We start from the raw sequence: 20,668 nt of genomic DNA, 5'->3' as shown, positions 1-20,668 counted from the left end.
ACCAGCATCACCGCGCTGCCGGACAATCTGACCGTGGGCGGCTCGCTCTACCTGCGTCCGGAGAAGATCACGAACGTTTCTTACCGTGAAAACTGCGGTTACTCCAGCCGTACCATCTTCGCTATGTGGACCGGCAAAGAGTTTCGGATCGCTGCGGGTTGCTTTTTCGGCTCCATCGAGCAGTTCGAACAGGCAGTAGATGACAAGTATGACGGCAACGCAGCCGAAGCATACAAAAAGGCCGGGCGTGACTGCGTGGCTGAACTGACAGAAAAACTCAATCCGAAAGACTGAATTGATTCCGGCAGCCTCCACGGTGCCGGGCTTCCAGAACAGGAGAAAAAGCGATGCGGTCCGAAAACCAACAGCAAGCCATGAACCTTATCGCGTTGCTGTGCCTGATGTACCACTTATCGCCAGCTGACCTTGAGGCCATCGCCCACCAGCTCGCGCACTTCGATGCAGTTTGTGATTACAGAACACAGTGGGTTGAGCATGCTCAAAGTTCTTACTGATTTACAAAGGCGCATCCTGGAGCGTTGCACCCTTTCCGCTTCCGGATGCCTTGAATGGCAAGGCGCTGTTGATGGTTGTGGTTATGGGCAGATCCGAGACCGTGGGGCGTTACGTAAGACACATCGCATCATGGCAAATGCACCGGATGGAATCCATACGCTGCACTCATGCGACAACCCTAAATGCTGCAACCCCAGTCATTTGTCGCTGGGAACTCATACCGACAACATGATTGATAAATCGAAGAAAAGACGAGTCGCTAATGGGTCAGGTACCCAAAAGCTTAGCGAAGAAGATGTACGCAATATCCGCATAAGCAGCGACACGCATGAAAGACTGGCTCAGATGTATGGGGTCGCAAGAACAACCATCACCAATATCAAATGTGGAAACCGTTACGGGTGGGTAAAAGATGAATAACAGCAACTTATTGAGAGTGATCGACACCGAAACGACTGGGCTGGAAGGCGGCCCGGAAACCGTGGTGGAAATCGCCAGCGTCGATATTGTCGACGGCGTAATCTGCAACCCAATGAGCGACCTCGTTAAGCCAGGCGTGGCGATCGGTTTTGAGGCCATGGCGATTCACCATATCACCGAAGACATGGTGGAAGGCGCGCCGCTGCTCAGTGAAGTAATTGGCCGCTATCTGGGGGCTGATGCCTACGTCGCCCACAACGCGAAGTTCGACAAAGCCAAGCTTCCCGCAATGAGCGCTCCATGGATCTGCACCGCCAAGCTGGCGCGTTCGCTCCTGCCAGAGCACAAGAGCCACAGCAACCAGTACCTGCGTTACAGCCTCGGGCTGAAACCGGAAGTACCTGAAGGGCTTTACGCTCACCGCGCGCTGTATGACTGCTACGTCACCGCCGAATTGCTGCTCTATATGGGCCGCCTGGCGAAATGGACGATGGGCGAAATGCGGGCCATCTCCAATAACCCTTCCCTGCTGCATGCGCTCCGCTTCGGTAAGCATAAAGGCGTCTCGTTCGCAGAGCTGGCAAAAACAGAACCGGGTTATCTGCGCTGGCTCGTTGCCAACAGCGACGACGAAGACGTGCTTTTTACGGCTGAACACTGGCTGAACGGGGGTAAATGATGGGTACTCCAGTGCTGATCCTCGGTGACTCTGGCGCGGGCAAGTCCTACAGCCTGCGCAACTTCAATCCGGACGATGTGATGCTGCTCCAGTGCATCCCCAAAATGCTGCCGTTCAAGTCTGCGGGCTGGAAACTTCACGGCAAGCTGCTGCCAGACGGAAGCAAACAGCGCGGTAACGTTCTGCGCTCGGATAACTGGGAAACGGTGCTGGACACCATCTATCGCATGGTGCAGTCGAAAACGCGCCGCGTCCTGATCATCGACGATTTCCAGGTGGTCATGCAGCACGAGAACATGAACCGCGCGTACCAGACCGGCTATGCCAAGTTCACCGAAATGGCAGATCACATCTGGCGAATCATCATGGCGGCCACCGAGCTGCCGGACGACTTCCGCGTTTATTTCCTGGCTCACACCGAAGAGACCGAGGGAAAGATCCGCATGAAGACTACCGGGAAGATGCTCAACGAAAAGCTGACGCCAGAGGGCTATTTCTCCATCGTGCTGCGCGCCATCAAGAAGGACGGTAAACACGTTTTTCTCATCAAAGGCGATGACAACGACACCGCCAAAGCGCCGCCCGACCTGTTCCCGGACCAGACGGAAATGGACAACGACCTCCACGCCGTAGACGTGGCTATCACCGAATTTATGACCGAATTGTAACTTTGAGGATTTAACGATGAACCAACCAATGACTTTTATGTGGAACAACGAAACGGCTGAAATGGCGAAGAAAGCTGGCGCAACAGGCGGGATCAGCGAAACCGGCGCTTACGAGGGCGAAATCGTTTCTGCGGTGTACACCTTCGGGAAAGATGGCAGCCAGTCCCAGGCGCTCGAACTGAGCCTGGATTCCAATGGGCTTAAGGCGAATTTCCTGCGCATTAACTTCCTCGGCAAAGACGGCCAGCAGACTTTCGGCATGGGGCTGGTATCAGCGCTGATGTGGGTCGCCCAGGTCAAACAGGCGCAACCGCAGCAGGTACAGGGTCAAAACGGTATCGAATGGCACTGCCCTGCGCTGGTTGGCAAAAAGGTGGGCCTGTTTCTCCAGAAGGTGCTGTACACCAAAAACGACGGCGGCGACGGCTACAAGTTCGAAGTGCGCCACGTTTTCCAGCCGGGAACGCGCAAGACCTACGCCGAACACGCTGAGAATGCCCCAGCAGAAGCGATCGCCGCGCTTGAACTGTCGATGAAGGACAGGGACGAACGTATGCACGGCGGCGCGCAGTTCTCTGGTCCGCGCAATGCCCAATATGGCGGTAACCCTTATGCAAATCAGGCTGGCGGCGCACCACAGTCTCGCTTGCAGCAGAACAGCGGTCAGCCACCGGTCGACTTTGACGACGATATCCCATTTGCGCCGATCTGTCTTCCGTTCCCTTCTCACTCTATCTATGCGCTATGACACACGCACAGGACGAAATCAGGGTTGGCGCGGTGCGCCTTCCCTGGCTCAAAGAGAAAAACGGATGGTTGCTGCCGTGGGGTGAAGTCGTTACCAACCCACTGAAGGCGCAACGACTGGCTGAAGAACTTAACGAAAAGCAGGTGGCAGCATGAGATACGGATCTGTTTGCAGTGGGATTGAAGCCGCCAGCGTCGCATGGGAGTCGCTGGGATGGCAACCAGCTTGGTTTGCAGAAATCGAAGCCTTCCCGTCTGCGGTTCTTGCCCATCACTGGCCTGATGTAGCCAATCTGGGCGACATGACAAAAATCGCCGCAGCGGTGCGAACTGGTGATGTTGCGGCACCAGATGTGCTGGTGGGCGGCACGCCGTGCCAGGCTTTCAGTATTGCTGGTCTTCGCAATGGTCTGGATGACGAGCGCGGACAGTTAACCCTTTCTTACGTGGAATTAGCGAATGCAATCGACGACAAACGCCGCGAGCGCGGAGAAGATGAAGCGATCATCGTCTGGGAAAACGTCCCGGGCGTCCTCAGCAGCAAAGACAACGCATTCGGCTGTTTTCTGGCAGGCCTTGCCGGAGAAAGCAGCGAGTTGCAGCCAGCAGGGGAAAAATGGACGCACGCAGGTTGTGTGTCTGGACCACAAAGGATTATCGCCTGGCGCGTCCTTGATGCTCAATTTTTCGGAGTGGCCCAACGCCGCCGCCGTGTGTTCGTTGTCGCAAGTGCTCGAAAAGGATTCGATCCCGCAGCGGTACTTTTTGAGCAAGACGTCGGCAGCTGGTCGACTCAGACGAATAATGCTGGGAGCGAAAGACGCTCCTGCACAGTTGATAACTGCACTCTCTATCGCTTCAGAAGAACCGATTCATACATCAATGACGGAGTAAGCAGCACTCTTTCGGCCAGAGATTATAAGGGCCGCCGAGAGCTTGTCGTGATGGCTGATAATCGCGTAAGAACCCTTACCCCACTCGAATATGAAAGGCTTCAGGGATTCCCAGATGGGCACACGCTGATCCCGTATGAAGGAAACCTTGCTGATGATGCGCCCCGTTACAAGGCGATCGGAAACAGTATGGCAGTGCCGGTAATGCGCTGGATCGGTGAGCGTATCGCCACTGCGCTTCCAGTCGAAGCGCATGCACCGCGCAACTGGCAGCGCCCGTTCCTTAAATGGGCTGGCGGTAAATATTCGCTGCTGCCGGAGTTGGATCGCCTTATCCCCGCAGGGAAACGTCTTATTGAGCCTTTTGTGGGTGGCGGCTCGGTGTTCCTTAACTCAGACAAGCACGAGCGCTTCCTTCTGGCTGACGTCAACGCTGACCTGATTAACCTGTATCAGATGCTGGCGGTGGTCCCAGACTCGGTGATCTATGAGGCAATGAAGGCATTCAGGCATCTTAATGATGCCGAAAACTACACGGAAATTCGTGAAGCATTCAACGCACAGCGGCTGGATGCGGTCGAGCGCGCAGCAGCATTCCTTTACCTCAACCGGCACTGCTTCAACGGCCTTATCCGTTACAACCTGGACGGTTTTTTTAACGTCGGCTTTGGGAAATATAAAGCGCCATATTTCCCGGAAGAAGAGATCAAGGCATTTAAGCGGAAGGCTCACGCATGCGTATTCATGAATGCAGGCTTCAGGCGCACGCTCGCGCTGGCAGGTGCTGGTGACGTCGTTTACTGCGATCCGCCTTATGAACCGCTGCCCGGCACCGCTGGTTTCACTAACTACGCGGCTGGTGGGTTCTCATGGGATAGCCAGGTAGAGCTTGCGGAAAGCTGTGTGGCAGCCCACCAGCGGGGGGCAAAAGTGGTAATCAGCAATTCTACCGCACCGCGCGTAATTGAACTTTACGAACAGCACGGCTTCACGCTGCACCGCGTCAGTGCTCGCCGGGCTATATCCAGCAAAGGCAGCACCCGCGAAACAGCGAGTGATGTTGTAGCCACTTTGGGAGTGTAGTGATGATGATGCTGATTAATCGCAGTAAGCAATCACCTATCGGTCGCCGCGCTTGCGATGTTGCGCTGGCGGCGCACCACGCAAAATATGGCGATTACGGCAGGCAGAAGCACCAGACAAATTACACCGTTGAGGTGGATGGCATGAAGGTCACCGTCGAAGTCGTCAACCGCGCCACCAGCTATGTCGCCACAGCAATGATCGGCGTTCGTAAACTTCGAAACCTGCCAGCACAGGCACACTGATTAACAATCACGGCCCCGACTGGGGCCACTGGAGAACATCGATGGAAGAAGAAGTATTTACCAGAGATGAGGCCGCCGCCTTCCTAAAAGTGGATAAAGGCACGATTGCCCAGTGGATAAAGTCCGGTCGCCTGGCTGCTACCCGAAAAAATCCACATAAGAAAAAAAGCCCATACCTGATCTGCAAAACAGACTGTATTGCGGCAGTGAAGAACCCGATCCACAATCAACCCGTGAATGCGGTTGATGTGCAGGAGGATAAAGCATGTCAATCAAACAACGTGCCGGTACGTGGCACTGCGACTTCGTTACGCCTGGTGGAAGTCGAATTAGACGGTCTCTTGGGACAACGGACAAAAGGCAAGCGCAGGAGCTCTATGATCAGCTGAAAGCTGAAGCATGGCGAGTTGATAAGATGGGGGAGTTTAAGCCGCGAACATTCGATGAAGCGTGCGTTCGCTGGCTTAACGAAAAGCAGCACAAGAAAAGCCTGGACGATGACAAAAGCCGGATCGGATTCTGGAGGATGCACTTCAAAGGAATGGACCTGTCAGCAATCACGGAAGACAGGATCTTGTCGGCGGTGAGTTCGATGGTTAATCGCAAACATCGAATGAACTGGGAGGCTAAACGGGACAGCCTGCTGCGAAGGGGTAAGCCGGTTCCTGAATTTAAGGATAAACCAGCGTCGCTGGCGACGAAGGCGACGCACCTTGCTTTCATCCGGGCGCTGTTACGATGTGCGGCCAACGAATGGCGATGGATAGCCAAAGCGCCGAACATCAAATGCCCGGTGCCGAAAAATAAGCGTATTCGCTGGCTAACCAAAGAGGAAGCTGCGAACCTGATCCGGGAGCTTCCCGAGCATATGAAGCCAGTTGTTATTTTTGCACTGGCGACGGGGCTGCGCAGGTCGAACATCACAGATCTGGAGTGGTCGCAAATTGATATGCAGAGGAAGGTCGCGTGGATTCACCCCGAGGACGCGAAAGCAGGAAGGGCGATTGGGGTCGCCCTGAACGAATCGGCCTGTAAGGTGCTGCGGGAGCAGCTGGGGAAACATAACCGGTGGGTCTTTGTTCACACTGAATCATCCGTTCGCCCGGATGGAACGAGAACAAAGGCAGTGCGCAAAATGCGGTCTGATGCTAACACGGCATGGCGCGCAGCGTTAAGGCGGGCGGGAATAGAAAATTTCCGCTTCCATGACCTGCGGCACACCTGGGCGAGCTGGCTTGTACAGTCTGGCGTGCCACTCAGTGCGCTACAGGAAATGGGCGGCTGGGAAAGTATCGAGATGGTGCAGCGTTATGCACATCTGGCACCAAATCACCTGACGCAGCATGCCATGCAAATCGACTCATTCCTGGCGGGGAATGGCACAAATATGGCACAAGGCGCTTTTGCTGAACTGGTGAATATCGCGTGAACCCGCGTGGTTAGTGGTGCCGATAATAGGAGTCGAACCTACGACCTTCGCATTACGAATGCGCTGCTCTACCAACTGAGCTATATCGGCCCTGAGAGGCCGGTTACGAGTGTAACCACGGGGCAAAAGGTTAGATCTATCCGGGTGATGCGTCAATGCCCTTTTGAATCAAACGGCTATTTTTGCATCACCCGTGATTATTTACGCACGAATCGTATCGTCGCCGAAGCCGATCCACTTGTACGTGGTCAGCGCTTCCAGCCCCATCGGACCGCGCGCGTGCAGTTTCTGCGTGCTGACCGCCACCTCAGCGCCGAGGCCGAACTGGCCGCCGTCGGTGAAGCGGGTGGAGGCATTCACATACACCGCAGAGGAATCCACTTCGTTCACGAAGCGATCGGCATTGCGCATGGTGCGCGTCAGGATGGCGTCAGAATGCTGCGTGCCATGCTCACGGATGTGCGCAATCGCGTCGTCAAGATCGCTCACGATTTTCACGTTCAGATCCAGTGAGAGGAACTCGTCGTCATACTGCTCCGCGTTGACGGGAACGACGTTAGCCGGGCCATCCTGCAGCAGTGCGAGCGCACTGGCGTCAGCATGCAGCGTCACGCCGCTCTCTGCCATCTGTTTGCTCAGGGCCGGCAGGAAGGTGTTCGCTATGTCCTGATGCACCAGCAGCGTTTCAACGGTGTTACAGGTGCTAGGACGCTGGGTCTTCGCGTTCACGATAATCTTCAGCGCAGGAGCAATCTCAGCGCTGTCGTCTACCACGATATGACACACGCCAATACCGCCGGTGATCACCGGAATCGTCGACTGCTCGCGGCACAGTTTGTGCAGGCCCGCGCCGCCGCGTGGGATCAGCATGTCGATGTATTTGTCCATGCGCAGCATTTCGTTGACCAGCGCGCGGTCCGGGCTCTCAATTGCCTGCACGGCACCCGCCGGTAAGCCACACTCCTCCAGCGCCTGCTGAATGACTTTCACCGTCGCGGCGTTGGTGCGCCAGGTCTCTTTCCCACCGCGCAGAATGGCGGCGTTGCCGGTTTTCAGGCATAGGGAGGCGACATCCACCGTCACGTTTGGACGGGCTTCATAAATAACGCCGATAACGCCGAGCGGCACGCGACGGCGCTCCAGGCGCAAACCGCTGTCCAGCAGCCCACCGTCAATCACCTGCCCTACCGGATCGGGCAGATTGCAGACCTGACGAACATCGTCGGCAATGCCTTTCAGGCGGGCCGGGGTCAATGCCAGGCGGTCGAGCATCGCTTCGCTCAGACCGTTGCGACGCGCTTCCAGTAAATCCTGCTCGTTGGCGAGCAAAATCTCCTGGGACTGAGATTCCAGATAATCAGCGATTTTTTCCAGCACGCGGTTTTTCTCGCGGCTGGAAAGGAGCGCCAGTTTGTAAGAGGCGGCCTTCGCGGCGACGCCCATTTGTTCCAGCATGTTCTGGCTCCTTAACGAATAATCATGTCATCGCGATGCACGGCAACCGGGCCATATTCATAGCCCAGAATGGCGTCGATCTGCTGCGAATGGTGACCCGCGATGCGGCGCAGGGCATCGCTGTTATAGCGGCTTACGCCGTGGGCGATGTCGCGGCCTTCGTGGTTACGGATGCGGATCACTTCACCACGGGAGAAGTTGCCTGTCACGCTTTTAATTCCTTTAGGAAGTAATGAGCTTCCTCGTTCCAGAATCGCGGCGGTCGCCCCTTCATCAACGACGAGTTCGCCCGCAGGCGGCGCGCCAAATATCCAGCGTTTACGGTTTTCCAGCGGAGATTCCTGGGCGTGGAAGCGGGTGCCAACGGAGATGCCTTCCATCACGTCGCCAATCACGCCAGGGCGGCTGCCCGCGGCAATGATGGTGTCGATACCGGCGCGGCACGCCACGTCGGCGGCCTGCAGCTTGGTCCCCATGCCGCCCGTTCCGAGGCCGGACACGCTGTCACCGGCGATGGCGCGCAGCGCATCGTCGATACCGTGAACGTCGGTAATCAGCTCGGCTTCCGGGTTGGAGCGCGGATCGGCAGTGAACAACCCCTGCTGATCGGTCAGAAGCAGTAATTTATCGGCGCCAGCCAGAATGGCGGCCAGCGCAGAGAGGTTATCGTTATCACCCACTTTGATTTCAGCGGTAGCAACGGCATCATTCTCGTTAATGACCGGAACGATATTATTGTCCAGCAGCGCGCGCAGGGTATCGCGGGCGTTCAGGAAGCGCTCTCTGTCTTCCATATCCGCACGCGTCAGCAGCATCTGTCCGACGTGGATGCCATAGATAGAGAACAGCTGTTCCCAGAGTTGAATGAGTCGGCTTTGTCCCACGGCGGCCAGCAGCTGTTTAGAGGCGATCGTCGCGGGGAGTTCGGGGTAACCCAGGTGTTCACGCCCGGCGGCAATCGCCCCGGAGGTCACAATTACAATACGATGCCCTGCGGCATGTAACTGAGCGCACTGACGTACAAGCTCAACAATGTGGGCGCGATTTAGGCGGCGCGATCCGCCTGTTAACACACTGGTACCGAGTTTTACCACCAGCGTCTGGCTGTCACTCATGATTCTCTGCCGTTCAACGATAAGGGAAAGTAATGTCGAACGAACGTTTTAGCAGGAGTCAGCCCCGTTGCCAACTGCCTTAGCATATCGCGAAACACTTTGTTGCGCGGGATCAGGAAGCGTAGCGGGAGAATTTGACAATTTTATTACCGAAATAATAAATCACAGTTTTTTAAAATTATTCTTAGTTTGTCATAAAAGTTTCATTCCAGAACGATAAAACCCTTCCTGTTTTTTCACGGGACTTAAGCATGAGCTTATCGTCCAGCGAATTTTTTAGCGCGTTTATAAGACAGGATCGAAAATGAAAAAGAGCACTCTGGCATTAATGGTTATGGGCGTAGTGGCTTCTGCATCCGTTCACGCAGCTGAAGTTTATAATAAAGATGGTAATAAGCTGGACGTGTACGGCAAAGTGAAAGCCATGCACTACATCAGCGATGATGCCACCAAAGATGGCGATCAGACTTACGTTCGTTTCGGTTTTAAAGGCGAAACCCAGATTAACGATCAGCTGACGGGCTATGGTCGTTGGGAATCTGAATTTGCGGGTAACAAAGCCGAGAGCGACTCCTCTCAGAAAACCCGTCTGGCGTTCGCGGGCCTGAAGCTGAAAAACTTTGGTTCTCTGGATTACGGTCGTAACCTGGGTGCCCTGTATGACGTCGAAGCATGGACCGACATGTTCCCTGAGTTCGGCGGCGACTCTTCCGCGCAGACCGATAACTTCATGACCAAGCGTGCGACCGGTCTTGCCACCTACCGCAACACCGACTTCTTCGGCGCGGTTGACGGCCTGGACATGACCCTGCAGTACCAGGGTAAAAACGAAAACCGTGACGCCAAGAAGCAGAACGGTGACGGTTTTGGTACCTCTCTGAGCTATGACTTCGGCGGCAGCGATTTTGCCGTCAGCGGTGCTTACACTAACTCTGACCGCACCAACGCGCAGAACCTGCTGGCGCGTGGTCAGGGGCAGAAAGCCGAAGCCTGGGCTACCGGTCTGAAATATGACGCGAACGATATTTATCTGGCAGCGATGTATTCAGAAACCCGTAATATGACGCCAATTTCTGGCGGATTTGCCAATAAGGCACAGAACTTTGAAGTCGTCGCACAATATCAGTTCGACTTCGGTCTGCGTCCTTCCCTGGGTTATGTCCAGTCTAAAGGCAAAGATATCGAAGGTATTGGTGACGAAGATCTGGTGAAATATATTGACGTTGGCGCGACCTATTACTTCAACAAAAATATGTCCGCGTTTGTTGATTATAAAATTAACCAGATTGACGACGATAATAAACTGGGCGTGAGCAGCGATGATATCGTTGCCCTGGGTATGACCTACCAGTTCTAAGATTATCCGAATAAGAAAATCCCGGCAGATAAGCCGGGATTTTTTTTGCCCGGTGGCGCTGCGCTTACCGGGCCTACGGGATAGTGCATTTTGTAGGCCGGGTAAGGCGAAGCCGCCACCCGGCGCTGTGACGCTATCAGGCGGTCAGCTTCACCGCTTCGCTGGAAAAATCATCCGCTGGCTCGAACTTAAGGTCCAGGGTGGCCAGCAGTGCGCTCGCTTTGTCGTGAAACTCTTTCAGGGTATATTCCAGGCGATCGATCACTTCCTGATCTTTAATGGTGGTGGCCTGCCAGTTACCGTCTTTATTAAACAGGCCAAACTGGTAGCTATACGTAAAGCGTTTTTCCTCTGCTTCCATTTCCATCCACCAGCCCCAGAATTCACGTTTTTCGGGTGCAGGCTTCACGTTGACGCATACAGCCAGGCAGTCGAAAAAAAAGCGATTCTCTTCACACTGCTCTTCTCGAATATACGGGCCAAGAGCCATGAACTTCTTAATCAATCTACTTTTCGGGTGTCCACTCGGTAACGTCATTGCGATCTCCTTTTGTGAAGCCACTGTTTTACCAAACCAGCGAAATTTAGCAATCTATTAACACAATCTCTGAGCGATCCAGCGCGTAATCTCCTTCAGAGCTTTATCGAAATTCTGATAGACCGGGCTGAACGGCACCTCAAGCAGTTTGCCATCCGCAGATGACGACGTGATTAAGCGCGACTCTTCTTCCGGACTGAACGGATCGTTTTTCCAGAACCCCGACAGCATCGGCGTCGGGCAGCGACGTCCCAGCAACCCTTGCGTTTTTAAAGAGTAGCGATTGAGCTCAACGCGCAGCGCTTCGTCTGATGCATCATGCATGCCAAGACGGCTGGCCAGCACATCAAGGTACATTTCGGGCACGCTCCCCTGGCGTGCGGGATCGCTGAGCAGGGCGTGAACGACCGGTCCAAGGCAGGCGACTGCTTTCAGGCGGGAGGATTCAAGGTAAGCCAGACGCACCGCGACGTTTGCGCCAAAGCGGAAGCCAAATGCCGCCACGCGGGTGTGGTCAACCCACGGAATGTTTTCCAGCGCTTTTAGCGCATGCTGGTGCAGCAGGCTGGAATCCTGAGTCAGTTTCCATTTGGAGGAGAAGCCAATTGAGGGCATATCCAGCGTCAGCATCGCGATCCCTTTTGGTGCGAAGTAGCGCTCATACAGGCTGTAATAGTCAATTTGCAGAGAGTCCAGCCCGCCGCACATCAGCACGGTCGGGAACGGGCCTTCACCTTCGGGCATATGCAGGAACCCGGTAACGGGCGCCCCGCCCGGAACAGCGAACTCAAGCTCGCGCATCTGGCCCGGCAGGCGTTGAGCCGCCTCTTCGTAGGCGCGATTCGCCAGCGCCTGCGCCTGTTCGGCCAGCTCATCGCCTTTTAAATGCGGGTAGGCGGCAATCGCATAGAGGTTGGCCGCATGCAGCCAGTGTTTGCCGCTGCGCGTGGCATCCTCTTCCTGGCTGGCTTTTTGCTGCCAGAGCATCGCCTGTTTAGACCACTCGTAGATCCAGTTTCCGCCACGGTAGCCCACTACCGTATCATAGAGCTCGCTGTCGGTACGCTCGGCTTCACTCATCACGATACGTGCCTGCACATCAAGGATTTCACGGGGATCGATACCGCGCCAGATCCACATCAGGCGGTTAATCATGCGATACCAGTGAGGCACGTTTTTACCGTCTAATGCAGACTGGACGGCAGGCTGAGTACCCGGATTGAAGCGACGCACCAGCGTCGACGTTTCAGGGTGTTTGAAACGGGGTTTGAAGAGAGTCTCGGTGAGATTCGCCTGCGTCATTGCATTGCCTCCATGAATACGTCGTATAGAGACTATTGTAACGCGCGTCAGACTAAAAAAAACAACGCCCGGCATCACAGGGCGTTAAATTAATTGCGGAACGTGATTAACGACCCGAGATTGGCGGTACGAAGACCACGCCCATATCCCATGGTTGTTCAATCCAGGTATCCTGCGGAATATCAATCACGTAATCGTCAACCAGCGGGCGGCCAGCAGGCTTCGCGAAGATAGTGACGAAATGTGCTTTCGGATACATTTCCCGGATAGCCACCGCGGTACCGCCGGTATCCACCAGGTCATCAATAACGATGAAGCCTTCACCGTCGCCTTCCGCGCGTTTCAGCACTTTCAGCTCGCGCTGGTTGTCATGGTCATAGCTGGAGATGCAAACGGTATCGACATGACGAATACCCAGCTCACGTGCCAGCAGCGCCCCCGGTACCAGACCGCCACGGCTGACGGCAATAATGCCTTTCCACTGTTCGGAAGGCATCAGACGCGCAGCCAGTTTGCGTGCGTGAATCTGCAACATGTCCCAGGTGACGACGTATTTTTCGCTCATGTGAAGTGTCCCAGCCTGTTTTTATACGGCTTAAAAAGTGTTCGAGGGGGAAATAGGTTGCGCGAGATTATAGAGATCTGACGCACTAAAAACCAGTGTTTAGCGCCCTCTGCCTGAGTTTTTACATGCTTTATGCTACCAGCCAGCAGAGAAAGTGGTATTCTCAGTTTCATCTCGCAAGCCTGACTTGTGGTAACTATTAACCTGCTAACCCTGTGACCTGCAACCCTGTTTGCAGCGCCTCGACAAGGAGACTTATCGTGTCTGAACTGTCTCAACTATCTCCGCAGCCGCTGTGGGATATTTTTGCCAAAATCTGCTCCATTCCACACCCTTCCTACCATGAAGAACAGCTTGCCGAACATATTATGGGCTGGGCGAAGGAAAAAGATCTGCATGCGGAACGTGACCAGGTTGGCAACATTCTGATCCGCAAACCCGCCACCGCAGGCATGGAAAACCGTAAACCGGTTGTGCTGCAGGCGCACCTGGACATGGTGCCACAGAAGAACAACGACACCGTTCACGACTTCACCAAAGACCCGATTCAGCCGTACATCGACGGCGACTGGGTGAAAGCGCGCGGCACCACCCTGGGTGCGGATAACGGCATCGGTATGGCCTCTGCGCTGGCCGTGCTGGCTGACGACAGCGTTGAGCACGGTCCACTGGAAGTGCTGCTGACCATGACCGAAGAAGCGGGCATGGACGGGGCGTTCGGTCTGCAGGCGAACTGGCTGCAGGCGGATATCCTGATCAACACCGACTCCGAAGAAGAAGGCGAGATCTACATGGGCTGCGCGGGCGGGATTGATTTCATCTCTACCCTGCCGCTGTCACGCGAAGCGATTCCTGCCGGTTTCCAGACCTTCAAGCTGACGCTGAAAGGGCTGAAAGGCGGCCACTCCGGCGGTGATATTCATCTGGGTCTCGGCAACGCCAATAAATTGCTGGCACGCTTCCTGGCAGGCCATGCGGCCGAGCTGGATCTGCGTCTGGTAGACTTCAACGGCGGTACCCTGCGCAACGCGATCCCGCGCGAAGCCTTCGCCACCGTGGCAGTGCCAGCGGCAAAAGCCGACGAGCTGAAAAAACTCTCCACCGTGTACCTGGATATCCTGAAAAACGAACTGTCGGCGAAAGAGAAGAACCTGACCGTGGTGCTGGAATCCGTCTCCACGGATAAAGCCGCGCTGACCGTGCAGTCTCGTGACACCTTCGTTCAGCTGCTGAACGCGACGCCAAACGGCGTCATCCGCAACTCTGACGTGGCGAAAGGCGTAGTGGAAACCTCACTGAACGTGGGCGTGGTGACCATGAGCGACGACAGCGCGGAGATCATCTGCCTGATCCGCTCCCTTATCGACAGCGGTAAAGAGTATGTGGTGAGCATGCTGGAATCTCTGGGCACGCTGGCGGGCGCGAAAACGTCTGCAAAAGGCAGCTACCCGGGCTGGCAGCCGGATGCAAGCTCTCCGGTGATGGCGCTGGTGCGTGAAACCTATCAGCGTCTGTTCAACAGCACGCCGAACATTCAGGTGATCCACGCCGGTCTGGAATGTGGCCTGTTCAAGAAACCGTATCCGGATATGGATATGGTGTCCATCGGGCCAACCATTACCGGTCCGCACTCGCCGGATGAGCAGGTTCATATCGAAAGCGTTGGTCATTACTGGACGCTGCTGACTGAACTGCTGAAGGCGATCCCAGTTAAGTAATACCCTCACCCCAGCCCTGTTCCACAGGGATAGGGTGAAAAACCCAGGCCCGGTAAGCGTAGCGCACCGGGCTTTTTTACAATCCCAATACCAGCTGTCGCTCTAACTGCGGATCCAGCAGCGTGACGTGCAATCCCACCAGCCTCACCCCTCGCCCTCCTCGTCGCTCTTCCCATGCCTTTTTTGCCGTCGCGATAAGATCGTCTTTGTTCAGACGCGGCCAGACGTGTTCCTGCGTGGTCTGCTGGAAATCGTTGAATTTGAGCTTGATGCCCTGACGGGCAATCAGCAGGTCCGGTTTTACCTTGCTTAAGCGTCGTTCCAGCTCAGGATAAAGCTGTTCCGTGATAATGGTTTCGCATTCGGACCAGTCATGAATATCTTCAATGAGGGTTCGCTCGACGCCGACGGATTTCCGCAGCCGTTCGCTGTTCACATCGCGATCGTCAATCCCCTGGCTGCGCTCCCACAGCACGCGGCCAAACTTCCCGAAGCGCTTGAGCAGCATGGCGAGGTCGCTTCGCTGCACGTCTTCGCAGGTGCGTAATCCCATGCTTTCCAGCTTTGCGGCGGAGACTTTCCCGACGCCGGGGATTTTGCCAAGCGGCAGCGTTTTTAAAAATGCAGGCACCTCTTCCGGCGTAATGACGTACTGGCCGTTGGGCTTATTTAAATCCGAAGCGATTTTGGCAAGGAATTTAACGGGCGCGACCCCCGCAGATGCCGTCAGGTTCAGCTCGTTGAAAATCGTCTGGCGGATCTCCTGCGCCATCAGCGTGGCGGAGCCGTGGCAATGCACGCTGTCGGTCACATCGAGATAGGCTTCGTCCAGCGACAGCGGTTCTATCAAAGAGGTATAGCGGGAGAAGATTTCCCGAATATGAAGGGAAGCCTCTTTATAGGCGTCGAACCGCCCGGGCAGAAGCGTGAGATGAGGGCAAAGCTTTAAGGCCATCGCCGTCGGCATGGCGCTACGCACGCCAAATTTGCGCGCAGGGTAGTTGGCGGTGCTGATAACGCCACGCTGAACGCGGCTGCCGCCAATGGCGATGGGAATATCCCGCAGCGCCGGGTTGTCTCGCATCTCCACTGCGGCAAAAAAGCAGTCCATATCAACATGGATTATTTTGCGCATAGTAAGCCCTCACTCATTACTGGATAAGTATACAGTAAACAAATGAGGATTGAGAAGCAGATGTAAGAATGCCGGGTGGCGGCGTTGCCTTACCCCGGCCTACAAAAACTTAAATAATGCGCTGCTGCTCGCGCGCCATGCGTTTTTTGCGGGCGTCGCACGGTTCCGGGCAGTCGCAGACCTTCTCCATGCCAATGGAGGAAATACCGCCGCAGCTGCCCTGAATGCTTTTCCGCTTAACGATCCAGCCTAAAGACATGCCAAAGATGACAAGTACAAAAACCACAAAGGTTGCCAGAAACGTCAGCATCATCAGCCTCCAAAGTCATCGAGCATGATGTTCTCATCTTCGACGCCGAGATCTTTCAGCATCTTAATCACGGCGGCGTTCATCATCGGCGGACCACACATATAGAACTCGCAGTCCTCGGGAGCCGGGTGCTGTTTAAGGTAGTTTTCATACAGCACGTTGTGGATGAACCCCGTATAGCCCGTCCAGTTATCTTCCGGCTGCGGATCGGAGAGCGCCACGTGGAAGGTAAAGTTCGGGTTTTCACGCGCCAGCTGTTCAAACTCATCATCGTAGAACATCTCACGCAGCGAACGCGCCCCGTACCAGAAGCTGATTTTACGCTTGCTGCCGAGCCGCTTGAGCTGGTCAAAGATGTGCGAGCGCATCGGGGCCATGCCGGCACCGCCGCCGATAAAGACCATTTCCGCGTCGGTATCTTTCGCGAAGAACTCACCGAACGGGCCGGAGATGGTCACCTTATCGCCCGGCTTCAGGGACCAGATGTATGATGACATCACGCCCGGCGGCGCATCCGGCACATTCGGTGGCGGCGTGGCGATACGCACGTTGAGCATAATAATACCCTTCTCTTCCGGGTAGTTGGCCATCGAGTAGGCGCGCAGCGTCGGCTCTTTCACCTCAGATACAAAGCGGAAGAGATTGAATTTGTCCCAGTCGGCGCGGTACGCCTGCGGAACGTCAAAGTCCGCATACGCCACGGTATGCTCAGGGCACTCAATCTGAATGTATCCTCCGGCGCGGAACGGGACATCTTCCCCTTCCGGCACCCGCAGCTTCAGCTCTTTGATAAAGGTAGCTTTGTTATCATTAGAGATAACTTCACATTCCCATTTTTTGACGCCGAAAATCTCTTCCGGCAGTTCAATCTTCATGTTCTGACGCACTGCGACCTGACAGGCCAGACGGCAGCCCTCTTTTGCCTCACGCTTTGTGATATGCGACAGCTCGGTGGGCAGAATATCGCCGCCACCCTCTTTTACCGTCACGCGGCACTGCCCGCAGGAGCCGCCGCCGCCGCAGGCCGAGGAGACAAAAATACCGTTACCGGACAGCGTGTTGAGCAGCTTATCTCCCGCAGGGGTGCGGATCTGATTCTGCGGATCGTCGTTAATATCAATCACTACGTCGCCGGAATTCACCAGCTTCGCGCGCGCCGCCAGAATGAGCCCTGACAGCACCAGTACAATCAGCGTGAACATCACCACGCCAAGAATAATTTCCATCTGTTAGCCCTTATAGCTGCACACCGGAGAAGGACATGAAGCCCAGCGCCATCAGCCCGGTGGTGATAAAGGTGATCCCTAAGCCACGCAGGCCTGCAGGCACGTTGGCATATTTCATTTTTTCGCGGATCCCCGCCATGGTGACAATCGCCAGCATCCAGCCGATGCCGGAGCCGAAACCGTACACCACGGATTCACTGAAGTTGTAATCACGCTGAACCATAAACGAGACGCCGCCGAAGATGGCGCAGTTCACCGCGATCAGCGGCAGGAAGATCCCCAGCGCGTTGTACAGCGACGGGAAGTACTTATCGAGGATCATCTCCAGGATTTGCACCAGCGCGGCAATCACGCCAATAAAGGTGATGAAGTTCAGGAAGCTGAGGTCAACCCCTTCCACCAGCGCGCCGTCCCGCAGCACAAAGTTGTAGACCAGATTGTTAATCGGTACAGATAAGCCAAGCACCACGGTGACCGCGATACCCAGCCCAAATGCCGTCGACACTTTTTTGGACACCGCAAGGAACGTACACATGCCGAGGAAAAACGCGAGCGCCATGTTTTCAACAAACACCGCGCGCACAAACAAACTCAGGTAATGAGCCATCGTCGGTTACTCCTTTTCCTGCTGTTCTGGTCTCAAGGTACGAATCAGCCAGATCAACAAACCGATAATGAAAAATGCGCTGGGAGCCAGCAGGAACAGGCCGTTTGGCAGATACCATCCACCGTTTTGCACCGTGTCCAGCACCGTGATGCCAAACAGCTTACCGCTGCCAATGAGCTCACGCAGGAAGCCAACGGTCAGCAGGATCACACCGTAGCCGAGGCCGTTACCGATACCGTCCATAAAACTCGCCAGCGGCGGCATTTTCATGGCGTAGGCTTCCGCACGCCCCATCACAATACAGTTGGTGATGATCAGCCCGACAAATACCGAGAGCTGTTTGGAGGTTTCATAGGCGAAGGCGCGCAGCAGCTGATCGACCACGATCACCAGCGAGGCGATGATCGCCATCTGCACGATGATCCTCACGCTGTTGGGAATGTGGTGGCGGATCATCGAGATAAACATGCTCGAAAATGCCGTGACCAGCGTGACCGCCAGCGTCATCACCACCGCCGTTTCTAGCTTGGTCGTCACCGCCAGGGCTGAACAGACGCCCAGCACCTGCAGCGTGATCGGGTTATTGGCCAGCAGTGGGCCAATGAGCACCTTTTTGACTTCTTTCAGTTCACCGGTATCAGCCATTGTTCAGCGCTCCTTCACGTACGTTTTTCAGGAAAGGACCAAAACCCAGCTCGCCCATCCAGAAATCAAAACTGTGCTGCACGCCTTTGGAGGTGAGCGTGGCGCCGGACAGCCCGTCGACGGCGTAGTCGTCACCGGGACGTGCCGCCCCTTTCATCACCTTCAGCGCAGGCAGACCGTTATCGTCGAGCACTTTCTTACCGATAAACTGTGCCCGCCAGTTCGGATTTTCTACTTCGCCACCCAGCCCCGGCGTTTCGCCCTGGTCGTAATACGTAATGCCTTTTACGGTACGGCCATCCGTATCAAGCGCCACAAAGGCATACATCATTGACCACAGGCCGTTGCCGTAGACAGGAAGCACCACTTCCTGAATGCGTTTTTGGGGGTCACGCACCAGATAAATTTCGGCGAGATTGCTGCGGCGCTTAATCCCGGCGGGATCTTGCGATGCCTCGAGCGTCAGGCTCATCTGCGGATCTTTCAGCGCCAGCGCCTGGTTATACTTCGCCGGATCTTTATCCAGCAGCTGGCCGGTTTTCAAATCCACCAGACGCGGTGAAATACGCTCCGCAAATACCGCCGAGACGTCGTCTGCACTCATCCCTTCCTGCATCAACCCGGCCACGGCCAGTATGTTGCGCTGTTTATCCAGCGCACGTTGCGCCTGCTGCAGGGGTTTTAACCCCACGGCAGAGCCGGCCACGACAATCGAACAGACCAGACAGAGCACCAGCACCACCAGCAGCGTTTTGCTGATACTGTCGTTATTTTTAACTTCAGCCACGCGCCTTCCTCCGCTTAATGTTGGCCCGCACCACCAGGTAATCGAAGAGTGGCGCAAACAGGTTGGCAAACAGAATGGCCAGCATCATTCCTTCCGGGTACGCCGGGTTGACCACGCGGATCAGGACACACATCGCGCCAATGAGCACGCCATAGCTCCATTTACCTTTGTCCGTAAACGAGGCAGAGACGGGGTCGGTTGCCATGAACATCATGCCAAACGCGAAGCCACCCAGTACCAGATGCCAGTACCAGGGCATGGAGAACATTGGGTTGGTGGTCGAACCGATAACGTTGAACATCGTGGCGGTCAGCACCATGCCGATCATCACCCCCGCCACAATTCGCCAGGAGGCCACGCGCCCAAACAGGATGATCGCCCCACCAATCAAAATCATCAGCGTTGAAACTTCACCAATGGAACCCGGAATGTTGCCAATAAAGGCATCAAACCAGGTCACAGGCTGACCCGTCGCGTTGTTCACCAACGTTTCGCCGCCGTGTGCCGCCCACTGTGAAAGCGGCGTCGCGCCGGAAAAACCGTCTGCCGCCGTCCAGACCAGGTCGCCGGAGATTTGCGCCGGATAGGCAAAGAAGAGGAACGCACGCCCCGCCAGCGCCGGGTTAAGGAAGTTCCGCCCGGTGCCGCCGAAGATCTCTTTGGCAATGACCACACCAAAGCTGATGCCCAGCGCTGCCTGCCAGAGCGGTAGCGTCGGGGGAACAATCAGGGCAAACAGAATAGAGGTCACGAAGAAGCCTTCGTTGATCTCATGTTTACGGATGATGGCAAACAGCACTTCCCAGAAGCCGCCCACGATAAAGACCGTGATGTAAATCGGCAGGAAGAACACCGCCCCCAGCGTCATCATGCTCACCCAGCCCGCGTCTGGCGCAAAGCTCACCCCTAACGACTGGGCCAGGCGGTAGTGCCAGTCAGACTGAAGCACCTGCGCCAGCTGCTGCGCATCGTACATGTGGTGCAGCGCCGGAATGGTCTGCAGACCGACGTTGTACATCCCCCAGAACATCGCCGGGAAGACCGCAAACCACACCAGGATCATCATCCGCTTAAGGTCGATGGCGTCACGGACGTGCGCCGCTCCTTTCGTCACCAGCCCCGGCGTGTAGAAAATGGTCGCCGTGGCTTCATACAGCGGGTAGTACTTTTTGAGCTTCCCTTCGGTAAAGTGCGGCTCAATTTTTTCAAAGAGGTGTTTTAAGCCCAT

Annotated in this window: 24 protein-coding genes and 1 tRNA gene; 12 read left to right on the top strand and 13 right to left on the bottom strand. The window is 55.5% G+C overall.

The features are described from left to right. The 10 genes from ACVCAM_RS20665 to ACVCAM_RS20620 all read left to right on the top strand — a co-directional run. Positions 1 to 294, top strand: a 294-nt coding sequence (locus ACVCAM_RS20665; protein ID WP_191229369.1) for a hypothetical protein, incomplete at its 5' end; no start/stop codon positions are given. A 201-nt stretch (positions 295 to 495) separates the two neighbouring features. Next, a complete protein-coding gene (locus ACVCAM_RS20660) occupies positions 496 to 936 on the top strand; it encodes an HNH endonuclease (protein ID WP_044702471.1) in 441 nt (146 codons plus the stop codon). After that, positions 929 to 1,615: an exodeoxyribonuclease X gene (gene exoX, locus ACVCAM_RS20655; protein ID WP_447093654.1), complete on the top strand. Its 687-nt coding sequence runs from the start codon at positions 929 to 931 to the stop codon at positions 1,613 to 1,615. Before ACVCAM_RS20660 ends, exoX begins: the two co-directional genes overlap by 8 nt. Then, on the top strand, positions 1,615 to 2,283 hold the full coding sequence (locus tag ACVCAM_RS20650) for an AAA family ATPase (RefSeq protein ID WP_000537165.1): 669 nt from the start codon (positions 1,615 to 1,617) through the stop codon (positions 2,281 to 2,283). The genes exoX and ACVCAM_RS20650 overlap by 1 nt, the downstream gene beginning before the upstream one ends. A 16-nt stretch (positions 2,284 to 2,299) precedes the next feature. Then, the gene (locus ACVCAM_RS20645; protein WP_447093653.1) at positions 2,300 to 3,031 is read left to right on the top strand and encodes a hypothetical protein; all 732 of its coding nucleotides are present in this window, start codon (positions 2,300 to 2,302) and stop codon (positions 3,029 to 3,031) included. Further along, on the top strand, positions 3,028 to 3,186 hold the full coding sequence (locus tag ACVCAM_RS20640; protein WP_038155432.1) for a DUF1317 family protein: 159 nt from the start codon (positions 3,028 to 3,030) through the stop codon (positions 3,184 to 3,186). Before ACVCAM_RS20645 ends, ACVCAM_RS20640 begins: the two co-directional genes overlap by 4 nt. Further along, positions 3,183 to 5,006, top strand: coding sequence for a Dam family site-specific DNA-(adenine-N6)-methyltransferase (locus tag ACVCAM_RS20635; protein WP_447093652.1), 1,824 nt, complete (start codon positions 3,183 to 3,185; stop codon positions 5,004 to 5,006). Before ACVCAM_RS20640 ends, ACVCAM_RS20635 begins: the two co-directional genes overlap by 4 nt. Before the next feature lie 5 nt (positions 5,007 to 5,011). Then, complete coding sequence (locus ACVCAM_RS20630; RefSeq protein WP_447093655.1) at positions 5,012 to 5,251, top strand: DUF4060 family protein; 240 nt, start codon at positions 5,012 to 5,014, stop codon at positions 5,249 to 5,251. 41 nt (positions 5,252 to 5,292) lie between these two features. Then, a complete protein-coding gene (locus ACVCAM_RS20625; RefSeq protein WP_074147367.1) occupies positions 5,293 to 5,640 on the top strand; it encodes a helix-turn-helix domain-containing protein in 348 nt (115 codons plus the stop codon). Further along, positions 5,523 to 6,680: a site-specific integrase gene (locus ACVCAM_RS20620; RefSeq protein ID WP_233423429.1), complete on the top strand. Its 1,158-nt coding sequence runs from the start codon at positions 5,523 to 5,525 to the stop codon at positions 6,678 to 6,680. Before ACVCAM_RS20625 ends, ACVCAM_RS20620 begins: the two co-directional genes overlap by 118 nt. Before the next feature lie 14 nt (positions 6,681 to 6,694). Here the strand turns inward: ACVCAM_RS20620 and ACVCAM_RS20615 are convergent. The 3 genes from ACVCAM_RS20615 to proB form a co-directional block, all read right to left on the bottom strand. Then, positions 6,695 to 6,770 (bottom strand) — tRNA-Thr (locus tag ACVCAM_RS20615). Positions 6,771 to 6,881: 111 nt separating this feature from the next. Beyond that, positions 6,882 to 8,135, bottom strand: a complete 1,254-nt coding sequence (gene proA, locus ACVCAM_RS20610) for a glutamate-5-semialdehyde dehydrogenase (RefSeq protein WP_407223080.1) — start codon at positions 8,133 to 8,135, stop codon at positions 6,882 to 6,884. Between the two features lie 11 nt (positions 8,136 to 8,146). After that, positions 8,147 to 9,250, bottom strand: coding sequence for a glutamate 5-kinase (gene proB, locus ACVCAM_RS20605; RefSeq protein WP_407223079.1), 1,104 nt, complete (start codon positions 9,248 to 9,250; stop codon positions 8,147 to 8,149). A 304-nt stretch (positions 9,251 to 9,554) separates the two neighbouring features. On the opposite strand from proB, the gene phoE reads away from it, so the two are divergent. After that, positions 9,555 to 10,607, top strand: coding sequence for a phosphoporin PhoE (gene phoE / locus ACVCAM_RS20600; protein ID WP_008501878.1), 1,053 nt, complete (start codon positions 9,555 to 9,557; stop codon positions 10,605 to 10,607). A gap of 136 nt (positions 10,608 to 10,743) precedes the next feature. Here phoE and crl read toward each other — a convergent pair whose 3' ends face one another. The 3 genes from crl to gpt all read right to left on the bottom strand — a co-directional run bounded on the left by crl (position 10,744) and on the right by gpt (position 13,012). After that, the gene (gene crl, locus ACVCAM_RS20595; protein WP_008500249.1) at positions 10,744 to 11,145 is read right to left on the bottom strand and encodes a sigma factor-binding protein Crl; all 402 of its coding nucleotides are present in this window, start codon (positions 11,143 to 11,145) and stop codon (positions 10,744 to 10,746) included. Positions 11,146 to 11,202: 57 nt separating this feature from the next. Further along, positions 11,203 to 12,447, bottom strand: a complete 1,245-nt coding sequence (gene frsA, locus ACVCAM_RS20590; RefSeq protein ID WP_008500250.1) for an esterase FrsA — start codon at positions 12,445 to 12,447, stop codon at positions 11,203 to 11,205. Positions 12,448 to 12,553: 106 nt separating this feature from the next. Beyond that, positions 12,554 to 13,012 carry a xanthine phosphoribosyltransferase gene (gpt, locus tag ACVCAM_RS20585; RefSeq protein ID WP_003863205.1) on the bottom strand — a complete coding sequence of 153 codons (459 nt, stop codon included), beginning with the start codon at positions 13,010 to 13,012 and terminating at the stop codon, positions 12,554 to 12,556. 260 nt (positions 13,013 to 13,272) lie between these two features. Between gpt and pepD the strand changes: the two genes are divergently transcribed. Beyond that, positions 13,273 to 14,730, top strand: coding sequence for a cytosol nonspecific dipeptidase (gene pepD, locus ACVCAM_RS20580; RefSeq protein ID WP_069597903.1), 1,458 nt, complete (start codon positions 13,273 to 13,275; stop codon positions 14,728 to 14,730). A 76-nt stretch (positions 14,731 to 14,806) separates the two neighbouring features. Here pepD and dinB read toward each other — a convergent pair whose 3' ends face one another. The 7 genes from dinB to ACVCAM_RS20545 form a co-directional block, all read right to left on the bottom strand. Continuing rightward, complete coding sequence (gene dinB / locus ACVCAM_RS20575) at positions 14,807 to 15,865, bottom strand: DNA polymerase IV (protein WP_008500252.1); 1,059 nt, start codon at positions 15,863 to 15,865, stop codon at positions 14,807 to 14,809. Positions 15,866 to 15,974: 109 nt separating this feature from the next. After that, the gene (gene nqrM, locus ACVCAM_RS20570; protein WP_023615899.1) at positions 15,975 to 16,178 is read right to left on the bottom strand and encodes a (Na+)-NQR maturation NqrM; all 204 of its coding nucleotides are present in this window, start codon (positions 16,176 to 16,178) and stop codon (positions 15,975 to 15,977) included. Beyond that, positions 16,178 to 17,401 (bottom strand): NADH:ubiquinone reductase (Na(+)-transporting) subunit F, encoded by a 1,224-nt coding sequence (gene nqrF, locus ACVCAM_RS20565; RefSeq protein ID WP_008500254.1) that lies wholly within the window; start codon positions 17,399 to 17,401, stop codon positions 16,178 to 16,180. Before nqrF ends, nqrM begins: the two co-directional genes overlap by 1 nt. A 10-nt stretch (positions 17,402 to 17,411) precedes the next feature. Further along, positions 17,412 to 18,008 carry an NADH:ubiquinone reductase (Na(+)-transporting) subunit E gene (gene nqrE / locus ACVCAM_RS20560; protein WP_008500255.1) on the bottom strand — a complete coding sequence of 199 codons (597 nt, stop codon included), beginning with the start codon at positions 18,006 to 18,008 and terminating at the stop codon, positions 17,412 to 17,414. Between the two features lie 6 nt (positions 18,009 to 18,014). Continuing rightward, positions 18,015 to 18,653: an NADH:ubiquinone reductase (Na(+)-transporting) subunit D gene (locus ACVCAM_RS20555; RefSeq protein WP_008500256.1), complete on the bottom strand. Its 639-nt coding sequence runs from the start codon at positions 18,651 to 18,653 to the stop codon at positions 18,015 to 18,017. Next, positions 18,646 to 19,440 carry a Na(+)-translocating NADH-quinone reductase subunit C gene (locus tag ACVCAM_RS20550; RefSeq protein ID WP_023293210.1) on the bottom strand — a complete coding sequence of 265 codons (795 nt, stop codon included), beginning with the start codon at positions 19,438 to 19,440 and terminating at the stop codon, positions 18,646 to 18,648. The genes ACVCAM_RS20555 and ACVCAM_RS20550 overlap by 8 nt, the downstream gene beginning before the upstream one ends. Further along, a complete protein-coding gene (locus ACVCAM_RS20545; RefSeq protein WP_008500258.1) occupies positions 19,433 to 20,668 on the bottom strand; it encodes an NADH:ubiquinone reductase (Na(+)-transporting) subunit B in 1,236 nt (411 codons plus the stop codon). Before ACVCAM_RS20545 ends, ACVCAM_RS20550 begins: the two co-directional genes overlap by 8 nt.

It is taken from the genome of Enterobacter sp. CFEC122, from assembly GCF_052983755.1.
Note: the sequence above shows the minus strand (reverse complement) of the source record. Positions and strands in the feature narration are given on the sequence as shown.